The sequence below is a fragment of the Bradyrhizobium sp. AZCC 1578 genome (assembly GCF_036924675.1).
Lineage (GTDB): Bacteria > Pseudomonadota > Alphaproteobacteria > Rhizobiales > Xanthobacteraceae > Bradyrhizobium.
Genome location: NZ_JAZHRZ010000001.1, coordinates 3,756,709 through 3,774,504, shown reverse-complemented (window position 1 = coordinate 3,774,504; position 17,796 = coordinate 3,756,709). Strand labels below are relative to the sequence as shown.

Below are 17,796 nucleotides of genomic sequence, written 5' to 3'. Positions count from 1 at the left end.
CACTTTATGGCGCAAACTGCCACACTCCCGTCGTCCCTGCGAACGCAGGGACCCATACCGCGGGATCTGAATATTGGAAAAGGCTGGAGGAACAGCTTCCCATAACCACGAAATCCTGTGGTTATGGGTCCCTGCGTTCGCAGGACGACCCGCGGGTGGAGAACCATCACGTCGAGGGTTTCTGCATCACCTTCCTCTGAAACGCCGAGAGCACCGCCCCCAGCGCCAGCATCGCCGCGGAAACATTCAGCGCAAACGACAGGCTGCCCAGCGCATCCGTGATCGCGCCGACCACGATCGGACCTAGCGTCTGACCGATGCCGAATGAAATCGTCATCGCCGCGATCGCGGTGGGCCAGGCTTGCGGCGGGTAGTTGAAGCGGACGAAGGCAGTGGTGGATCCGACCACGGCGAAGAAGGCCACGCCGAACACCAGCGCGGATATCGCCAATAGCCACACCGAGTGTCCGAAGATCGGCATCGCCGCGCCGATGGCGTTGACACCGAGAATGATCGTGGTGGCGAGGCCGCCGCGGTCGAGCGCCAGCACGCGGCGCCATACCCAAGGCGTGATGAAAGCGCTGACACCGATCAGGCTCCAGAACGCGCTCTGCGCCGCGGCACCGCCACCGGCGTCGCGGACATAGGCGATCATGAAGGTCATGTAGGCAATGTAGCCGGCGCCAAACAGAAAGTAGCCGGCGAGATAGACCACGACCGGCGCGACGGCGAATTTGGCCGCCGTCGTTTCGGTCAGGGCAGCACCGGCATGAAACGGTGCGAGCAGGACCGGAATCGTCATGACGACCGCCAGCGCGGTCATCGCCCACCAGACCATCCACCACGAGCCCGGCCCAAAGCCCTGCAGCACGAACGGCGCCACCAGTCCCGACGCCAGGATGCCAATCCCGGGGCCGGCATAGAACAGGCTGAGCAGAAAATTCGCCCGCTCGGGGCGCGACTGCGCAATCGTCGCCGCCAGCGCGCCGCCGCCGACGAATCCGGCCGCGGCGCCGACCCCCGCCAGAAGCCGCGCGAAACTCAGGACGTAGAAATCGCCTGTGGTGGCGCAGAGCGCCAGCGATAGCACGCAGGCCAGCGTGCCCCATCGAACCGAAGCGGCCAGTCCAAAACGCCGGATCATGCGCGAGGCGAGCAGGGCACCTGCGAGATAGCCGGCGGCGTTGATGGTGTTCATGAAACCGGCCGCGGAATAGCTCCAGGCCAGGGTGTCGCGCATGTCAGGCAGCACCAGCGCATAGGCAAAGCGGCCGATGCCGAGACCGACGGTCGGCGCCAGCGACAGAATGAGGATCAGCCGTGCGGGATGCGCGTAACTCGCGGGACGGTCGGGGGCGTGCAAGGAATTTGCTCCGGCGGAACGGCATTGTGGCAGGCCGGCAGGGGGATGCACAGGCTCTGCGGCCGCAATGGTGTCTTGCCAATCGCGCAATGCCGCTCTAGCACTCCCGCCGGCCCCGTCATTCCGGGGCGCGGCAAAGCCGCGAACCTCATATGCGCAATTGCGCATCGAGGAAGCGCGTTGCATCCAATCTCGGGATTCCGGGCCCGGCGCGTTGCGCCGTCCCGGAATGACGAACATAGCAAGGATCTTCCATGGCGACCCATAAACTGCTGCTTCTCCCCGGCGACGGTATCGGCCCCGAAGTGATGGGGGAGGTGCAGCGCCTGATCGACTGGCTGAACGCGGCAGGCATCGCGTCATTCGAGACCGAGCAGGGGCTGGTCGGCGGCTCCGCCTATGACGCGCACAAGGTGTCGATCTCGGAAGGCGACATGGACAAAGCCAAGTCGGCCGATGCCATCATCTTCGGCGCGGTCGGCGGTCCCAAGTGGGACAGCGTGCCCTACGAGGTGCGCCCCGAGGCGGGTCTCCTGCGCCTGCGCAAGGATCTCGGGCTGTTCGCCAATCTGCGCCCAGCCGTGTGCTATCCGGCGCTCGCCGATGCTTCCAGCCTGAAGCGCGAGGCGGTCGAAGGCCTCGACATCATGATCGTGCGCGAACTGACCGGCGGCGTCTATTTCGGCGAGCCGAAAACCATCACCGATCTCGGCAACGGCCAAAAGCGCGCCATCGATACCCAGGTCTACGACACCTATGAGATCGAGCGCATCGGCCGCGTCGCCTTCGATTTGGCGCGCAAGCGCCGCAATAAGGTGACGTCGATGGAAAAGCGCAACGTCATGAAGTCGGGCGTGCTCTGGAACGAGGTCATGACGGCCGTCCATGCGCGCGAATACAACGACGTGACGCTGGAGCATCAGCTCGCCGATTCCGGCGGCATGATGCTGGTGAAGGCGCCAAAACAGTTCGACGTCATCGTGACCGACAATCTGTTCGGCGACATGCTGTCCGATATCGCGGCGATGCTGACGGGATCGCTCGGCATGCTGCCCTCGGCTTCGCTCGGCGAGATCGACGCCAAGACCAAAAAGCGCCGCTCGCTGTTCGAGCCGGTGCACGGCTCGGCGCCCGACATCGCCGGCAAGGGATTGGCCAATCCGATCGCGATGATTTCGTCGTTCGGAATGGCGCTGCGCTATTCCTTCGATCTGGGTGCGCTGGCCGACAAGGTCGACGCGGCGATCGCAGCGGTGCTGGCGAGTGGATTGCGTACGGCGGATATCAAGTCCGAGGGCACGACGGCAGCCTCAACCACGCAGATGGGCGAAGCGATTTTGAAGGAATTGCAGAAGCTGCACGCGTAAGCGAGCAACAAAATCGTTGTCGTCCCTGCGAACGCAGGGACCCATAACCACAGCCGTTGGTGGTGAAGCGAAAGCCGTCGACCAGTGTGCCTGAATCGAGAAGCCGCGGCGTATGGGCCCCTGCGTTCGCAGGGGCGACGGCGTGGTTATTCGATCTAAATCAATACAGCGGGAACTGGGTCGGCTGGCCGCCCAAATCTGAAGGCGGGTTGAGCGGCTGGCGGTCGATCGGCCGGTTGAGGTTTTCGCGCGCGAACGTTGGGTACCCGTACGGCGACGGGAAGGCGTAGTCCATGAACTTGCGGTCGCCGGGCAAGACTTCGGTGCCGGCATCGAGCCAGGAGCGCGTGGTGACGTAGACGCGGGTGCGCGGGCCCTGTTGGTACACCCGGTTGGGACCGTTTGCGCCGTAATAGGGACGGCCGTCCCGGTCATATCGCTGCTGCTTGGACTGAGCGCTGGCGGCGGTCGCGCCGACCGCGACGAGGGCGGCCGCGGTAAGCAGCGTCGCGAGCTTGCTCGCAGCGGGGAATTTTCGGGTCATTGCATCCTCGTCATTGTCCGCCCGTGACGGGCTGGCGGATCGCCAAATCTGGTTGCGTGTATTCTAGCCGGGGTGGGATCGTCGTCGCTAGGTCAATTGCGCCACACCGCGCCCGAATAATGCGGTGCGAAGCGAAAAAGTTTCATGAAAACAAGTGTCTTGGCCGCTTGTTGCCACAATCGTGAGGTGCGGCGGAATTTGACGCCGCCAACGCGGGGCCTAAAGGGTGCCGCGCAGTCGCGGGTTATCGGCGTCCATCACCCAATCGGCAGACAGCGCCGGCGCGCCTGACGCCGCGCAATCGCTGCGCCTGACTTCGTCGCGGGCGAACAATTCCGTAAGTTTCGTATCGTTGCCGGCCGAAAGCAGGATCAGCCGGTTCAGCATGCAGCCGATCGCGGCGCGGCGGGCCGGGACACCCTCGGCCAGGCATGACCAGCCCGAGAGACGGAATTTCGGCTCATCGATGTGTTTGAAAAATCGGAGGCATGCGCTCGCGGCCTCCGTGCCGCCGATCCGGCGAAACAGCCTCACGGGGCCGAACTTGCTGTCGATGATCGCGGCAGCCTCCAGCTCGCGCGGGCCAGCCGGGTCCATCCTTGCGGCAAGGTAGCCGGCCGCCGAGCCGACCTGATCGATTTCTTCGCCCGGACGATAGATTTCGAGTTCGGCGACCGGCGTGCCGCCGGGCCCGCTCCAGCGGAACACGTCCTTGCGGCCCCCCTCGGGATGCCGAAAAACCTCGTAAGTCTCTATCTTGCCTGGAAAAATGAACTGGCTTACGGCGAACGCCGGAGCCATGCCTCCGGCCTGGCTCCAGGCCTTCGGCGGCGCCTCCATCGCCGTGATATCGGGCAAATGCTGCCATAGCGCGATACCGCCAATGGCCATCAGCGCCAGCGTCATCAGATAGGCGCAGAGCCGTGCCAGCGTGCCGTAGACCTCGTCCACGAAGCTTACCAGCGCCGGGTGAATTGTCGTCCTATGATGGGAATCGGCCGAACCGGCCGGAAACGAATGCATCAAACGCCCAAACGCAACCGCCAAACGTTGTCATATCGGCGTTTCTCGCATAGAAGCGCTGCCTTCTCCCTTTCCGCTTGACGCGGCAGGGCGGCATTTTTCCTCGGAGAGTGAATGATGGGTTACAAAGTCGCTGTCGTCGGTGCGACCGGCAATGTCGGGCGCGAAATGCTCAATATTCTCGACGAGCGCAAATTCCCCGCCGACGAGGTCGTGGTGCTGGCCTCGCGCCGCAGCGTCGGCGTCGAAGTGTCCTATGGCGACCGCACCCTGAAGGTCAAAGCGCTCGAGCACTACGACTTCTCCGACGTCGACATCTGCCTGATGTCGGCAGGCGGTGCGGTGTCGAAGGAATGGTCGCCCAAGATCGGCGCGGCGGGTGCGGTCGTGATCGACAATTCGTCAGCCTGGCGGATGGACCCGGACGTGCCGCTGATTGTGCCGGAAGTGAACGCCGATGCGGCCGCGGGCTTTGCCAAGAAGAACATCATCGCCAACCCGAACTGCTCGACCGCGCAGCTCGTGGTGGCGCTGAAGCCGCTGCACGACAAGGCCACCATCAAGCGGGTCGTGGTCGCGACCTATCAATCGGTCTCGGGCGCCGGCAAGGATGCGATGGACGAACTGTTCTCGCAGACCAAGGCCGTCTACACCAATGACGAGCTGATCAACAAGAAATTCCCCAAGCGTATCGCCTTCAACGTCATCCCCGAGATCGACGTGTTCATGGAGGACGGCTACACCAAGGAAGAATGGAAGATGATGGCGGAGACCAAGAAGATTCTTGATCCCAAGATCAAGCTTTCCGCCACCTGCGTGCGGGTGCCGGTGTTCGTCGGCCATTCGGAGGCCGTCAACATCGAATTCGAGAATCCGATCACAGCCGATGAAGCGCGCAACATCCTGCGCAACGCGCCGGGCTGCCTCGTGATCGACAAGCACGAGCCCGGCGGCTACGTCACGCCCTACGAAGCAGCCGGCGAGGACGCCACCTATATCAGCCGCATCCGCGAGGACGCGACGGTGGAGAACGGCCTCGTCCTGTGGTGCGTCTCCGACAATCTGCGCAAGGGCGCCGCCCTGAACGCGGTGCAGATCGCCGAATCCCTGATCAACCGCAAGCTGATCACCGCGAAGAAGAAGGCGGCGTAGGGGAGAATTCGTAGGGTGGGTAAAGCCAACGGGTCGCGCGAATGCGCGCGCGATGGACAGGCTCCGCGTGCCCACCATTCTCATCGAAGTTCGGGATGCATGGTGGGCACGGCGCGTTGCGCCTTTGCCCACCCTACGCGACTATGTCCCTGACGCTGCGAAACTCCTTCGCCTTCTGATCGAGCACGAACAGCGAGCCCTCGGCGACGCCGAAATAGGCGCCGTGCAATTCCATCTCGCCGCGCTCGACGCGGGCGCGCACGAACGGGAACGTCATCAGATTTTCCAGTGAGCGGAAGATCGCGGCCTTCTCGATCCTGATCGTGAACTCCTGCATCGTCTCGCGCTCGCGCTGTTCGACGACCTCGCCCGGCTTGATGAACATCGCCATCCAGCGGCCGATGAAGTCGCCCGGCGACAGCGGGTCGATCTTGTCGATGAAGGCGCGAATGCCGCCGCACTGGGCATGGCCGAGCACGACGATATGCTTGATGCGCAGCACGTTGATCGCATATTCCAGCGCCGCGGAGACGCCATGGGCGCCGCCGTCGGGCTGGTAGACCGGGACCAGGTTGGCGACGTTGCGCACCACGAACAACTCGCCAGGGCCCGCGTCGAAAATCACTTCCGGCGAGACGCGGGAATCGCAGCAGCCGATCACCATCACGGCGGGCGACTGGCCGCGCTCGGAGAGTTCCCGGTAGCGCGTCTGTTCGGTCGGCAGCCGTTGCGAGGTGAAGGACCTGTAACCGTCGAGCAGATGTTGCGGGAAAGAGGTCATGGTGCCATGCCTAACCATAAGCCGATGACGGGAACAAGGCTTTCAGGCCGCCGCGCGAGATGATATCGCGGAGGCCTCAAGGTCACCAAGGAAACCAGCCCATGATCCGTCCGCGCCGCAGCCTGTTGTTCATGCCCGGATCCAACGCGCGGGCGCTGGAAAAGGCGCGCAACCTGCCGGCCGACGGGATCATCCTCGACCTCGAGGATTCGGTGGCGCCGGACGCCAAGGCAATGGCCCGCGACCAGATCGCCAAGGCGATCGCGGCGGGCGGGTTCGGCAAGCGCGAGGTGCTGATCCGGGTCAACAGTCTCGATACGCCCTGGTGGGTCGAGGACGTCACCATGGCCGGCAAGGCGCGGCCCGACGGCATTCTGGTTCCCAAGATCTCCACCGTCGGCGATCTCAACGCGATCGCCAATCGCCTCAGCGACATCAACGCGCCCACCTCGATCCGGGTCTGGGCCATGATCGAAACCGCGCGCGCGGTGCTGGACGCCGACAAGCTCGCCGCGGCATCGCGGGATTCCGAAACCAGGCTTGCGGGATTCGTGTTCGGGCCGAACGACATTTCGCGGGAAACGCGGATCCGCATGCAGCCGGGCCGCGCCACGATGATTCCGATGATCACGCACTGCATCCTGGCGACGCGCGCGCACGGGCTGGAAATTCTCGACGGTCCCTACAGCGACATCAGCAACATCGATGGCTTTGCGACCGAATGCGCGCAAGGCCGCGATCTCGGCTTCGACGGCAAGACGCTGATCCATCCGAGCCACATCGAGGCCTGCAACGCGATCTTCACGCCGCCGGCCGAGGAGGTCGAGCAGGCGCGCAAGATCATTGCTGCTTTCGAAAAGCCGGAAAACGCCTCGCGCGGGGCGATCCAGCTCGACGGGCGGATGGTGGAACGGCTGCACGCCGACATGGCGCGGCGGACGATCGCGATTGCGGATGCGATCGCGGCGATGGGGCATTGATCTTACCCTCCCCTGGAGGGGGAGGGCGCCGCTCATGAAATGAGCGGCGGGGTGGGGTGACGGTCTCTCCACATCCAGCAGTGCCCGAGCGGAGAGATCACCCCACCCCGTCTCGCACTCGCTGCGCTCATGCGAGCCGACCCTCCCCCTCCAGGGGAGGGTGGAGTGCGGAGCCGAACCTCTCCGCCGCCCAGGCATAGAGGCTGCCGGGGATCGGCTTTTCACCGCCGCGGCCTTTGGGCGAGATGTGCAGGCCGATGATTTCGGGGGCGGCAAGCAGGCCTGAAAAATCCGAAGGCTCGAAGAACAGCTTTGGCTCGGCGTGCACCGCGTAGAACGACTGCTTCGGCAGCGCGTGCTGCAACTCGTCCGCGCGGCGCGCCAGCGCCGTGAGCGCGGCGGGGCCGTAGATCGCGACGCGGATGTCGGAGAGACGGCTCGATCGGCGACGTAACTGACGCAGCATGAAGGTGAGGCGATGACGCAGCGCCAGCCAGTCCGGCGTCAGGTCCTCCTGCTCCATCAGTTCCTCGAACGCCCGTACGATCGGATCGTTTGCCGGCAGGTACAACACCGAGTTGCCGAGTTGGCGCCGGCGCTCCCACGCGAAGTAAGGCTTTGCCGGATCGATCTCGATCGGTTTGAGCAGCAGCACGTCGGCGTCGAGCCACAGTCCGGCGTTTTCTGCCATCAGCCGCATGCGGAAGAAATCGCTGAACTGCAGGATGGTCCAGTCGCGCCAGCTTCCATCAGCCTCGGGCGGGCGCAGCCGCTCGGAAAAGGAATGCGGCAGGATCGCTTCGGCTTCGGCGTTGCCGATGCCGTCGGGCAGGCCGGGCAGTGGATCGAAACTGTAGACGGTGACCTTGTGGCCGGCGGCAACCTGCGATCTGAGGCAGGTCAGTCGCAGCCCGTCGAGGCGGCCGTGCCAGAAGGTGACGACGTCAGGCCGCATCCGCGCCGCCTCCTTAAACAAAAGAGCCCCGATTTTCGCCGGGGCTCTCGTAGCACAATCAGGCCCAGGCGCGCTCTTTCTTAAGCTTGGCCTCGTAATCGTCGATCGAGGATTTCTTTTCCATGGTCAGGCCGATGTCGTCGAGGCCGTTCATCAGGCAGTGCTTGCGGAACGGATCGATCTCGAACTTGACCTTGCCGCCGTCGGGGCCGCGGATCTCCTGGTTGGCGAGATCGATGGTCAGCGTTGCATTCGCCCCGCGCTCGGCGTCGTCGAACAGTTTGTCGAGGTCGTCCTGTGAGACGCGGATCGGCAGAATGCCGTTCTTGAAGCAGTTGTTGTAAAAGATGTCGCCGAATGAGGTCGAGATCACGCAGCGGATGCCGAAATCGAGCAGCGCCCACGGCGCGTGCTCGCGGCTCGAGCCGCAGCCGAAATTGTCGCCGGCGACCAGCACCTTGGCGTTGCGATAGGCCGGCTGGTTGAGGACGAAATCCGGGTTTTCGCTGCCGTCGTCCCTGTAGCGCTGTTCGGAGAAAAGACCCTTGCCAAGGCCGGTGCGCTTGATCGTCTTCAGATACTGCTTCGGAATGATCATGTCGGTGTCGACATTGATGATCTTCAAGGGCGCCGCGACGCCTTCCAGTGTGGTGAACTTTTCCATCGATCGCACTTCCCGGTTGAAAAGGTGGGACGGGCCAGTGATTTATCGCGAATGTGGCCCCGGCAAAAGGCCAATTTGCGCATAGGCCGCCTGTTTTGGCGCGAACCGGCCTAGTCTGCGGCGGCCTCGATCGCCTCCATATCGGCGTCCGACAGCCCGAAATGATGCCCGATTTCGTGGATCAGGACGTGGCGGACGATATGGCCCAGCGTTTCCTCATGCTCGGCCCAGTAGTCGAGGATCGGGCGGCGGTAGAGCCAAATCATGTTGGGAAGGCGGGCTATGTCCTGGTTGCTCTGTTGCGGCAGGCCGATGCCCTGGAACAGGCCGAGCAGGTCGAACTCGCTCTGCGCCTGCATCTCGTCCAGGACCTCGTCGGTCGGGAAATCGTCCACGCGGATGATCACGCCCTCGCACAGGGTACGAAATCCCTTGGGCAGGCGCTCGAACACCTCATGCGCCATGGCTTCCATTTCGGCGAGCGAGGGCGCTTTTGCTTCGGTCCACATCACGTCGTATTTAGCGTGTGTTGTGCCCAGGCGCATACTAGTTTTGCGAGTTGATTTTGACGCGCCAATCGGTGACCGTACCGGGGGATCAGTTTTGGGTGGACTTCAATGAAGCGGATTGTGACGGTCGCCATATCGGCTGCCTTGGCCGGGCTTTTGCTCCCTGACGTGGCGGCTGCGCAGGCGCAGACGGCGTCATCAGTGCTGCGGACCGCGCAGGCGCCGCAGCCGATCGTCACGGATGTTTCCGCCCAGCGCCGGCGCCCGCTGCGGCGCGTGCCGATCTATCGCAGCGAGCCGTGGGCTCCCAGTGTCTATCCGCGCTACAACCCAGGGCCGAACGCCGTGCGCGATTGCACCGCACATTACGTGCAGGAGTACCGGCCGAGCGGCACGGTAATCACCCCGCGCATGAACTGCTGGTGGCGGCCGGGCTAGATTCGTCCCCTCTCTATTTTTCTGTCGAGCATTTTTCCGACAGGCGCCGAGTAGGGCCCTGTGGACAAACGCTGTTGATGTTGCTGACGGCGGTCTGCGCAAACCGTGCGCGCGAGATCGCGGCAAGCAGCATCCGTTCATGTTCGTGGCGCATTCTTCATGTTCATGGCGCACTCATTCACACCGCATTCAAGTCACTTGCTTCAGTCTGTGCACGTGTCGCGGCGATGCCGTTAGTTGATGCAAGCCATTCGGCGCAGACGTGCATCCGACGACCCGAGGAGACTGGATATGCAGGTAGTGAAGGTTTTTGGGCTTGCCGCCGTTGGTGCCTTGCTGGCGTTTGCCGCTCCGGCCGAGCGTGCCAATGCGCTGTCGCTCAGCAATCCCGGCGCCGCCGCGGCGGTTCAGGAGGATGCCAGGTTGGCGACGACAGAAGTGCATTGGCGACATCACGGCTACCATCACGGCTACCATCACCATCATCATCGGTGGCATCGCTGGCACCACCACCATCATCGCCATCACCACCATCATCATCGTCACTGGCACCGCTGGTGATTGCGGCAACTTGGCGCAGATGCCAACAGGCCCGCTTCATCGCGGGCCTGTTTCGATTTCAGCGGTCGCCTTGAAACTGGCGAGATTACCGCCCGTTATCTCTGACATCAGCTTCAGCAAGAGGAGTCCATCATGAGGAGCTTGATCTCTGCAGCCCTTGTCGTCGGCGCGCTCGCGATCGCCGGGCCGGCGGCGATTGATAGGGCCGCCGCGGCGCCGCAGGCGAAGGCGCAAAGCGCCGGCACATCCGACGCCACCGATTTGAGCGCGCAACGCCGCTACTATCGTCACTATGGCTATTATCGTCCGTACTACCGTCCGTATTATCGCCCTTATTACTACCGGCCCTATTATTACGTGCGGCCGGTCTACTATCGGCCGTATCCCTATTACGCGCCCGCGCCGTTCACCTTCGGCATCGGGTTTGGACCGTTCTGGTAGTGAGCGTGCATAACTTCTGTCAGCCGCAGAAATCTCTTCAACGCACTTTCCTGCGCATTCATCGCTGAGGTCGGCGCATTCATGGCGCGTTCACGTGTCTGTCTCTAACGTCACGTTGGGAGCGATCGCAGAGGACGCGACGCGAGCAGGTGCAGAGCAGCGCGCGTCGCCGGTTAGGGAGGATAATCCATGACAACATCCGAACCCGAACCCGGACGCGGCCTGGTCCGCCGTCTGGGCGTTACGGCTGCGGCAGTATTCGCGCTCGCAGCGGCATCACAACAGCGCGCCGAGGCGCTTTCGCTAGCAACCCCCGGAACGGCGCCGTCAGCGAAATATGCAACCGACGGACTGACGACCGAAGTTCAACACCGCAGCCCGACGATCGGCGGTGGCTTCCGCGGCGGCGGCGGCGGTGGCGGTTTCGCCGGCGGCGGCTTTCGCGGTGGTGGCGGCGGCGGTTTCCATGGCGGCGGCTTCCGCGGCGGCGGAGCGGCCTTTCATGGCGGCGGCTTCCGCGGTGGCGGCGCGGCCTTTCACGGCGGCGGGTTCAGAGGCGGTGGGTTGGCGATCCACCGTGGCGGCTTTCGTCCGGCACCCGTCTTCCATGGCGGCGGACCCCGCTTCGTACATCGTCACGCCTTTCATCGCCCACACTTCCACCACCGGCGTCACTTCCACAGCCGCTTCTACTTCGCGCCGGCCTATTATGCGTATCCGGCCTACTATTATCCGCTGCGCTGCCGCGTGATCTGGACCTATTATGGGCCGCGCAGGATCTGCAGGCCGCCTTGGTGGTGGCGCCACCGCTACTACGCCTATTGGTGAGACAGGTTGAAATGAAACAGGCGCCCGAAAGGGCGCCTGTTTTCAGGTAACGCTCCTGTTTTCAGGTAACACTACTGGCTCAATCCCAATCCTTGCCCCGCCACGGCTTGAGCTTCCAAGGCGTCAGCGTCTCCATCCGCCATTGCTGCCAGTGCTCCGGTGGCCAGTGACTGAGGCGCGAGGCTTCCTTGGTCGCGACAGGCTGGAGGTCGACGATGCGCGGCGTCGTGCGCCGCCGCACCTGCCGCGTCGCCTCGCTGATCATATCGACAAATTCAGACTTGTCGGTCACGGCCAAAAGTCCCTCGCGAAAGCGCTCCGCAAGGGACCAGTGTGCGCTTTGCCTGTTAACGGGCCGTTTCCGGAATGTCTCGCTATCGAGACAAAGGAAAGCGTTAGCGCCAGTCCCGGACGTCGACGAAGTGTCCGGCGATCGCCGCCGCCGCAGCCATCGCGGGCGACACCAGGTGGGTGCGGCCCTTGAAACCCTGGCGGCCCTCGAAATTGCGGTTCGAGGTCGAGGCGCAGCGCTCTTCCGGCCTCAGCTTGTCCGGGTTCATCGCAAGGCACATCGAGCAGCCCGGCTCGCGCCACTCGAAGCCTGCCTTGATGAAGATCTTGTCGAGGCCTTCGGCTTCCGCCTGCTCCTTCACGATGCCTGAGCCCGGCACGATCATCGCATTGACGTTGGCGCTGACGGTCTTGCCCTCGGCGATCTTTGCGGCGGCACGCAGATCCTCGATGCGGCCGTTGGTGCAGGAGCCGATGAAGACGCGATCGAGCTTGATGTCGGTGATCTTCGTTCCCGCCGTCAGGCCCATATACTTCAGCGCGCGGTGCTTTGAGAGCCGCTTGGCCTCGTCCTCGATCTTGTCGGGGTCGGGCACGAAGCCCGAGATCGACACTACGTCCTCGGGTGAGGTGCCCCAGGTCACGATCGGCGGCAGCTTTGCCGCATCCAGCCGGATCTCGTGATCGAAATGGGCGCCCTCGTCGGAACGCAGCTTTTCCCAATAGCGCATCGCGGCGTCCCAATCGGCGCCCTTCGGCGATTTCGCGCGGCCTTTCAGGAATTCGAACGCCTTTTCGTCCGGCGCGACCAGGCCGGCGCGGGCGCCGCCTTCGATCGACATGTTGCAGACCGTCATGCGGCCTTCCATCGTCAGCGCACGGATCGCATCGCCGGCATATTCCAGCACGTAGCCGGTACCGCCGGCGGTGCCGATCTCGCCGATGATCGCGAGGATGATGTCCTTGCCGGTGACGCCGTCGGGCAACTTGCCGTCGACCACCGCGCGCATGTTCTTCGCCTTCTTCTGGATCAGCGTCTGCGTCGCCAGCACGTGCTCGACTTCGGACGTACCGATGCCATGCGCCAGCGCGCCGAACGCCCCGTGGGTGGAGGTGTGGCTGTCACCGCAGACGATGGTGGTGCCGGGCAGGGTAAAGCCCTGTTCGGGTCCGATCACGTGCACGATGCCCTGGCGCTTGTCGAACTCGTTGTAATATTCGATGCCGAATTCCTTGGCGTTCTCCGCCAGCGCCTTGATCTGCTCGGCGCTCTCAGGGTCGGGATTGGGCTTTGTGCGATCGGTCGTCGGCACGTTGTGGTCGACGACGGCGAGCGTCTTCTCCGGCGCGCGAACCTTGCGCCCCGTCGCGCGCAGGCCTTCGAACGCCTGCGGCGAAGTCACTTCATGTACCAGATGGCGGTCGATATAGAGCAGACAGGTGCCGTCTTCGGCTTCGTGCACCAGATGGTCATTCCAGATCTTGTCGTACAGCGTGGTCGGTTTGGGCATGAGCGTAAGCTCCAAAGGAAATTCTGTGTGAGCGGTTTAAGCGCGAAAGGCGCAAGCAACAGACGTCAGCGCAGCATCAGGCTGCGCGCGTAAGCTCGGACGTGGCCGACGTCGCGAACCGCCCGAAGAAGCGGCCAGGCAGCCGCGAGCGGTCGTCGATGACGACGAGTTGAGCGGTGCCGAAGGCGGCGCTGGTGCGATCTAGAACCATTCCAGCTTCATATCACATGGCACATCTAAGTGCGATATGCGTTTGTTGCCACCGTCATTGCGAGGATTGGGTCCGGCCTTGGTCTCTCCCCGTCATTGCGAGCGGAGCGAAGCAATCCATTTCTCGGAACGGGGATAGATGGATTGCTTCGCTGCGCTCGCAATGACGTGGAGGCGCAACAAAAAAGCGCGGGGCAAAACCCCGCGCTTTTGTCGCATCCCGTTCGGGAAAAGTTACTCGCCGACGGCGGCGGCGCGGTCCTGCTTCTCGACGATGCGGGCCGACTTGCCGCGCAGGCTGCGCAGGTAATACAGCTTGGCGCGGCGCACCTTGCCGCGGCGCACCACCTTGATCGAGTCGATCATCGGCGACATCACCGGGAACACGCGCTCCACGCCTTCGCCGTAGGAAATCTTGCGGACGGTGAAGCTCTCGTTGAGCCCGCCGCCGGAACGGCCGATGCAGACGCCTTCATAGGCCTGCACGCGGGTGCGCTCGCCTTCGACCACCTTGACGTTGACGATCACGGTATCGCCGGGGCCGAATTCGGGGATCGACTTGGTCGCCGACAGTTTTTCGAATTGCTCTTTTTCGAGCTGTTGAATGAGGTTCATTGAAATCTCCATCGGCGGCGCGCCCAGCCTTTCGGGGGCTGCGCAAACGTCCATCTATCCTGCGCGTGTGCGGATTTGGCGCTCGTATAAGGCATAGGCGGCCGCTTGTCACCCGTCTGTCGTGCTTTTTGTGCCTTTTTGGCCGCCCCTCGCCGCCCATAAATCCGGCCGCCGCGCCCGGGTCAGCGCCTCGGCCTCGGCCCTCCGCCATGCCGCCACCTTGGCATGATCGCCGGAGGTCAGGATTTCGGGGATGCCGCGGCCCTCGAACTCCTGCGGCCGCGTAAACTGGGGGTATTCCAGTAGTCCCTCGGAGAAGCTTTCGTCTACTCCCGAGGTCTGCTTGCCCATCACCCCCGGCAAAAGCCGGACGCAGGCGTCGATCAGGGCCATCGCGGCGATTTCGCCTCCTGACAGAACGTAGTCACCGACCGAGACCTCTTCGAGGTTCCGTGCCTCGATGACCCGCTGATCGACCCCCTCGAACCGGCCGCAGACGATCAGGGGCCCGGGTCCTGTGGCAAATTCGGCAACCATGGGCTGGGTCAATGGCCGACCCCGCGGGCTCATCAGGAGGCGCGGTCGGTCGGGAGAGATATCCGCGGCGTCGATCGCCGCGGCCAGAATGTCCGCCCGCAGCACCATGCCGGGACCGCCGCCGGCCGGCGTGTCGTCGACGCTGCGGTGACGGTCCGTGGCGGAGTCCCTGATGTCGCGCGCCTCCAACTCCCACAGCCCGGAGGCCAGCGCCTTGCCGGCCAGGCTGACGCCGAGCGGCCCGGGAAACATCTCGGGGAAGAGGGTGAGAATGGTGGCGCGCCAGGTCATACAAAACCCATCACGTAAGCGTCGGAGCGTCGTCGCCTTCGATTTCCTGCGGCAGCTCGATCACCACGCGGCCATTCGCCAGATCGACCGTCGGCACGACTGCATTGGTGAACGGCAGCAGCATAGTGGCGCCTTGCGGAGGCGCGATCTCGATAATGTCGCCGGCCCCGAAATTGTGAATCGCAATCACGCGGCCGAGCGGCTCGCCCGCGGCGTTGACGGCGGCAAGTCCGATCAGGTCGGCGTGGTAATACTCGCCCTCGTCGGTCTCAGGCAATTTGTCGCGGGCGACATAGAGTTCGAGGCCATTGAGCCGCTCGGCGTCGTCGCGGGTGGCGATGCCCTTCAGCGTCGCCACTAGATGGTCTTTGGCCTCGCGGACATGCGTCACCTCGAACTGGCGCGCGCCGTCTTTGGTCATCAGCGGGCCGTATTGCTTTACGGCCAGCGGATCCTCGGTGAACGTCCACAGTTTCACCGCGCCGCGCACGCCATGCGCGGCGCCGATACGGGCGACGCAAATCGGTGTTTTCACCGTCGCGCGCCGCTAAGCCTTACGCCTTCGCGGCGGCTTCGGCGCGAGCCTTGCGCTCCTTGCGCGGCACGGCCTTTTCCGGGTTGTTGCGGGCGGCGCGCTTGACGACACCGGCCGCATCCAGGAAGCGCGTCACGCGATCCGACGGCTGCGCGCCCTTGGCGAGCCAGGACTTCACCTTGTCCATGTCGAGCTTCAGCCGCGATTCATTGTCCTTCGGCAGCAGCGGATTGAAGTGGCCAAGACGCTCGATGAAGCGGCCGTCGCGGGGAAAGCGCGAGTCGGCGACGACGACGTGATAGACCGGACGCTTCTTGGTGCCTGCGCGAGCGAGGCGGATAACGACTGACATTTAGTTCTCCTGTTAAATGTAAAACTCGATGATCTGAACGGTGTGAATTGGCGTCATTGCGAGGAGCGAAGAGACGAAGCAATCCACTCTTTCTTTCCGCGGATCGATGGATTGCTTCGCTTCGCTCGCAATGACGGTGTCCTCATTTCTTCTTCCCCGGAAAGCCGCCGAGGCCCGGCAGGTTCGGCTTGCCGCTCAGCCCGGTAAGCCCCGGCAGATTCGGCAATCCCTGGCGCAGGCCGGTGGGAAGATCCTTGGGCAAATTCGGCAGGCCGCCTGGACCGGCGCCGCCCTGCATCTTGTCCGCCAGCGCCTTCATCTCTTCCGGCGAGGGCGGCTTCATGCCGCCGCCAAAACCCATCGCCTGCGCGATGCCGGCGAGCGGGCCGCGCTTGCCCGAACCCATCGCCTTCATCACGTCGGCCATGTTCCGGTGCATCTTCAGGAGCTTATTGACCTGCTCGACATTCTGGCCGGCGCCGGCGGCGATGCGCTTCTTGCGGCTGGCCTTCAAAATGTCCGGGTTTTTGCGCTCAGCCCGCGTCATCGAATCGATGATCGCGACCTGGCGTTTCAAAATCTTGTCGTCGATGCCGGCTGCCGCAATCTGGTTCTTCATCTTGGCAATGCCCGGCATCATGCCCATCAAGCCGCTGATGCCGCCCATATTCGCCATCTGCAGCAACTGCTCGCGCATGTCGTTGAGGTCGAACTGGCCCTTGCGCATCCGCTCGGCGGTGCGCGCGGCCTTTTCGGCGTCGATATTCGCCGCCGCGCGTTCGACCAGCGACACCACGTCGCCCATTCCGAGGATGCGGCCGGCAATGCGGCTGGGGTGAAAGTCTTCCAGCGCGTCCGTCTTTTCGCCGGTGCCGATCAGCTTGATCGGTTTTCCCGTGACCGCGCGCATCGACAGCGCGGCGCCGCCGCGGCCGTCGCCGTCAACGCGCGTCAGCACGATGCCGGTGAGGCCGACGCGCTGATCGAAGGCGCGCGCGAGGTTGACCGCGTCCTGGCCGGTCAGGGAGTCCGCGACCAGCAGCACTTCATGCGGATTGGCCGTGGCTTTGATCTCGGCCGCCTCGCTCATCATCTCTTCGTCGAGCGTGGTGCGGCCGGCGGTGTCGAGCAGCACCACGTCGTAGCCGCCGAGCTTGCCGGCTTCGAGTGCGCGTTTGGCAATTTGCGCCGGCTTTTGCCCCGTCACGATCGGCAGCGTCGGGATGTCGAGGTCGCGCCCCAGCACGGCCAGTTGCTCCATCGCCGCCGGGCGGTAGATGTCGAGCGAGGCCATCAGCACCTTGCGCTTGTCGCGCTGGGTCATGCGGCGGGCGAGCTTTGCGGTGGTGGTGGTCTTGCCGGAGCCTTGGAGACCGACCATCATGATGGCGACCGGCGGCACCGCGTTGAGATCGATGGTCTGTCCGTCCGCGCCGAGGGTGGCGATCAGCTCGTCATGGACGATCTTGACCACCATCTGCCCGGGCGTGACCGACTTGACGACGGTGGCGCCGACCGCCTGCTCGCGGACGCGCTCGGTGAAGCTTCGGACCACCTCAAGCGCAACGTCGGCTTCCAGCAGCGCGCGGCGCACCTCGCGCATCGCAGCGTCGACGTCGGCCTCCGACAGCGAGCCGCGGCCCGTCAGCCGATCGAGTATTCCACCAAGCTTTTCCGACAGATTGTCGAACAATGCCGTTGTCCTTTGTCCTGCGGTTGCAGGCGCTGCCTAACCCACCGCCGTCATACCCCGCGAAAGCGGGGTATCCAGTACGCCGCAGCCTCTCGGTTTAAACGAGCTGCTCTGGGATACTGGATCACCCGCCTGCGCGGGTGACGACGTATGCG

22 protein-coding genes are annotated in these 17,796 nt (G+C 63.9%); 7 read left to right on the top strand and 15 right to left on the bottom strand.

Going from position 1 to position 17,796, the window contains the following annotated elements:
• Positions 1-166 precede the first annotated feature (166 nt).
• On the bottom strand, positions 167-1,363 hold the full coding sequence (locus V1290_RS17950; RefSeq protein WP_334365635.1) for a YbfB/YjiJ family MFS transporter: 1,197 nt from the start codon (positions 1,361-1,363) through the stop codon (positions 167-169).
• A gap of 254 nt (positions 1,364-1,617) precedes the next feature.
• On the opposite strand from V1290_RS17950, the gene leuB reads away from it, so the two are divergent.
• Entirely contained in the window at positions 1,618-2,730 is a 1,113-nt protein-coding gene (gene leuB / locus V1290_RS17945) for a 3-isopropylmalate dehydrogenase (protein ID WP_334365634.1), read from the top strand.
• A 160-nt stretch (positions 2,731-2,890) separates the two neighbouring features.
• Here leuB and V1290_RS17940 read toward each other — a convergent pair whose 3' ends face one another.
• Both V1290_RS17940 and V1290_RS17935 read right to left on the bottom strand, forming a co-directional pair.
• Positions 2,891-3,274 carry a hypothetical protein gene (locus V1290_RS17940; RefSeq protein ID WP_334365633.1) on the bottom strand — a complete coding sequence of 128 codons (384 nt, stop codon included), beginning with the start codon at positions 3,272-3,274 and terminating at the stop codon, positions 2,891-2,893.
• 219 nt (positions 3,275-3,493) lie between these two features.
• On the bottom strand, positions 3,494-4,225 hold the full coding sequence (locus V1290_RS17935; RefSeq protein ID WP_334365632.1) for a hypothetical protein: 732 nt from the start codon (positions 4,223-4,225) through the stop codon (positions 3,494-3,496).
• Between the two features lie 189 nt (positions 4,226-4,414).
• On the opposite strand from V1290_RS17935, the gene V1290_RS17930 reads away from it, so the two are divergent.
• Positions 4,415-5,449: an aspartate-semialdehyde dehydrogenase gene (locus V1290_RS17930; protein ID WP_334369078.1), complete on the top strand. Its 1,035-nt coding sequence runs from the start codon at positions 4,415-4,417 to the stop codon at positions 5,447-5,449.
• Positions 5,450-5,582: 133 nt separating this feature from the next.
• Here V1290_RS17930 and V1290_RS17925 read toward each other — a convergent pair whose 3' ends face one another.
• Positions 5,583-6,230 carry a carbonic anhydrase gene (locus tag V1290_RS17925; protein WP_334365631.1) on the bottom strand — a complete coding sequence of 216 codons (648 nt, stop codon included), beginning with the start codon at positions 6,228-6,230 and terminating at the stop codon, positions 5,583-5,585.
• 101 nt (positions 6,231-6,331) lie between these two features.
• Here V1290_RS17925 and V1290_RS17920 point away from each other — a divergent pair, with 101 nt between their 5' ends.
• Positions 6,332-7,210, top strand: a complete 879-nt coding sequence (locus V1290_RS17920; RefSeq protein WP_334365630.1) for an HpcH/HpaI aldolase/citrate lyase family protein — start codon at positions 6,332-6,334, stop codon at positions 7,208-7,210.
• Between the two features lie 127 nt (positions 7,211-7,337).
• On the opposite strand, the gene V1290_RS17915 is transcribed toward V1290_RS17920, so the two are convergent.
• The 3 genes from V1290_RS17915 to V1290_RS17905 form a co-directional block, all read right to left on the bottom strand.
• Entirely contained in the window at positions 7,338-8,165 is an 828-nt protein-coding gene (locus V1290_RS17915) for a hypothetical protein (RefSeq protein WP_334365629.1), read from the bottom strand.
• A 58-nt stretch (positions 8,166-8,223) separates the two neighbouring features.
• Positions 8,224-8,829 carry a 3-isopropylmalate dehydratase small subunit gene (gene leuD / locus V1290_RS17910; RefSeq protein WP_334365628.1) on the bottom strand — a complete coding sequence of 202 codons (606 nt, stop codon included), beginning with the start codon at positions 8,827-8,829 and terminating at the stop codon, positions 8,224-8,226.
• Between the two features lie 110 nt (positions 8,830-8,939).
• Entirely contained in the window at positions 8,940-9,338 is a 399-nt protein-coding gene (locus V1290_RS17905) for a metallopeptidase family protein (protein ID WP_334369077.1), read from the bottom strand.
• A 108-nt stretch (positions 9,339-9,446) separates the two neighbouring features.
• On the opposite strand from V1290_RS17905, the gene V1290_RS17900 reads away from it, so the two are divergent.
• The 4 genes from V1290_RS17900 to V1290_RS17885 all read left to right on the top strand — a co-directional run bounded on the left by V1290_RS17900 (position 9,447) and on the right by V1290_RS17885 (position 11,606).
• The gene (locus V1290_RS17900) at positions 9,447-9,776 is read left to right on the top strand and encodes a hypothetical protein (protein ID WP_334365627.1); all 330 of its coding nucleotides are present in this window, start codon (positions 9,447-9,449) and stop codon (positions 9,774-9,776) included.
• A gap of 291 nt (positions 9,777-10,067) precedes the next feature.
• Positions 10,068-10,337 (top strand): hypothetical protein, encoded by a 270-nt coding sequence (locus V1290_RS17895; protein ID WP_334365626.1) that lies wholly within the window; start codon positions 10,068-10,070, stop codon positions 10,335-10,337.
• A 132-nt stretch (positions 10,338-10,469) separates the two neighbouring features.
• On the top strand, positions 10,470-10,778 hold the full coding sequence (locus tag V1290_RS17890; RefSeq protein ID WP_334365625.1) for a hypothetical protein: 309 nt from the start codon (positions 10,470-10,472) through the stop codon (positions 10,776-10,778).
• A 189-nt stretch (positions 10,779-10,967) separates the two neighbouring features.
• Positions 10,968-11,606 carry a hypothetical protein gene (locus V1290_RS17885; RefSeq protein WP_334365624.1) on the top strand — a complete coding sequence of 213 codons (639 nt, stop codon included), beginning with the start codon at positions 10,968-10,970 and terminating at the stop codon, positions 11,604-11,606.
• Positions 11,607-11,685: 79 nt separating this feature from the next.
• On the opposite strand, the gene V1290_RS17880 is transcribed toward V1290_RS17885, so the two are convergent.
• The 8 genes from V1290_RS17880 to ffh all read right to left on the bottom strand — a co-directional run bounded on the left by V1290_RS17880 (position 11,686) and on the right by ffh (position 17,641).
• Complete coding sequence (locus tag V1290_RS17880) at positions 11,686-11,898, bottom strand: hypothetical protein (protein ID WP_334365623.1); 213 nt, start codon at positions 11,896-11,898, stop codon at positions 11,686-11,688.
• Positions 11,899-12,001: 103 nt separating this feature from the next.
• Entirely contained in the window at positions 12,002-13,408 is a 1,407-nt protein-coding gene (leuC, locus tag V1290_RS17875; protein WP_334365622.1) for a 3-isopropylmalate dehydratase large subunit, read from the bottom strand.
• A 76-nt stretch (positions 13,409-13,484) separates the two neighbouring features.
• A complete protein-coding gene (locus tag V1290_RS17870; protein ID WP_256470161.1) occupies positions 13,485-13,619 on the bottom strand; it encodes a hypothetical protein in 135 nt (44 codons plus the stop codon).
• 233 nt (positions 13,620-13,852) lie between these two features.
• On the bottom strand, positions 13,853-14,233 hold the full coding sequence (rplS, locus tag V1290_RS17865) for a 50S ribosomal protein L19 (RefSeq protein WP_028348467.1): 381 nt from the start codon (positions 14,231-14,233) through the stop codon (positions 13,853-13,855).
• A gap of 108 nt (positions 14,234-14,341) precedes the next feature.
• The gene (gene trmD, locus V1290_RS17860) at positions 14,342-15,061 is read right to left on the bottom strand and encodes a tRNA (guanosine(37)-N1)-methyltransferase TrmD (RefSeq protein WP_334365621.1); all 720 of its coding nucleotides are present in this window, start codon (positions 15,059-15,061) and stop codon (positions 14,342-14,344) included.
• 10 nt (positions 15,062-15,071) lie between these two features.
• Positions 15,072-15,596: a ribosome maturation factor RimM gene (gene rimM, locus V1290_RS17855; protein WP_334365620.1), complete on the bottom strand. Its 525-nt coding sequence runs from the start codon at positions 15,594-15,596 to the stop codon at positions 15,072-15,074.
• 19 nt (positions 15,597-15,615) lie between these two features.
• Positions 15,616-15,948 (bottom strand): 30S ribosomal protein S16, encoded by a 333-nt coding sequence (rpsP, locus tag V1290_RS17850; RefSeq protein ID WP_334365619.1) that lies wholly within the window; start codon positions 15,946-15,948, stop codon positions 15,616-15,618.
• 142 nt (positions 15,949-16,090) lie between these two features.
• Positions 16,091-17,641 (bottom strand): signal recognition particle protein, encoded by a 1,551-nt coding sequence (gene ffh / locus V1290_RS17845; protein WP_334365618.1) that lies wholly within the window; start codon positions 17,639-17,641, stop codon positions 16,091-16,093.
• Positions 17,642-17,796 lie beyond the last annotated feature (155 nt).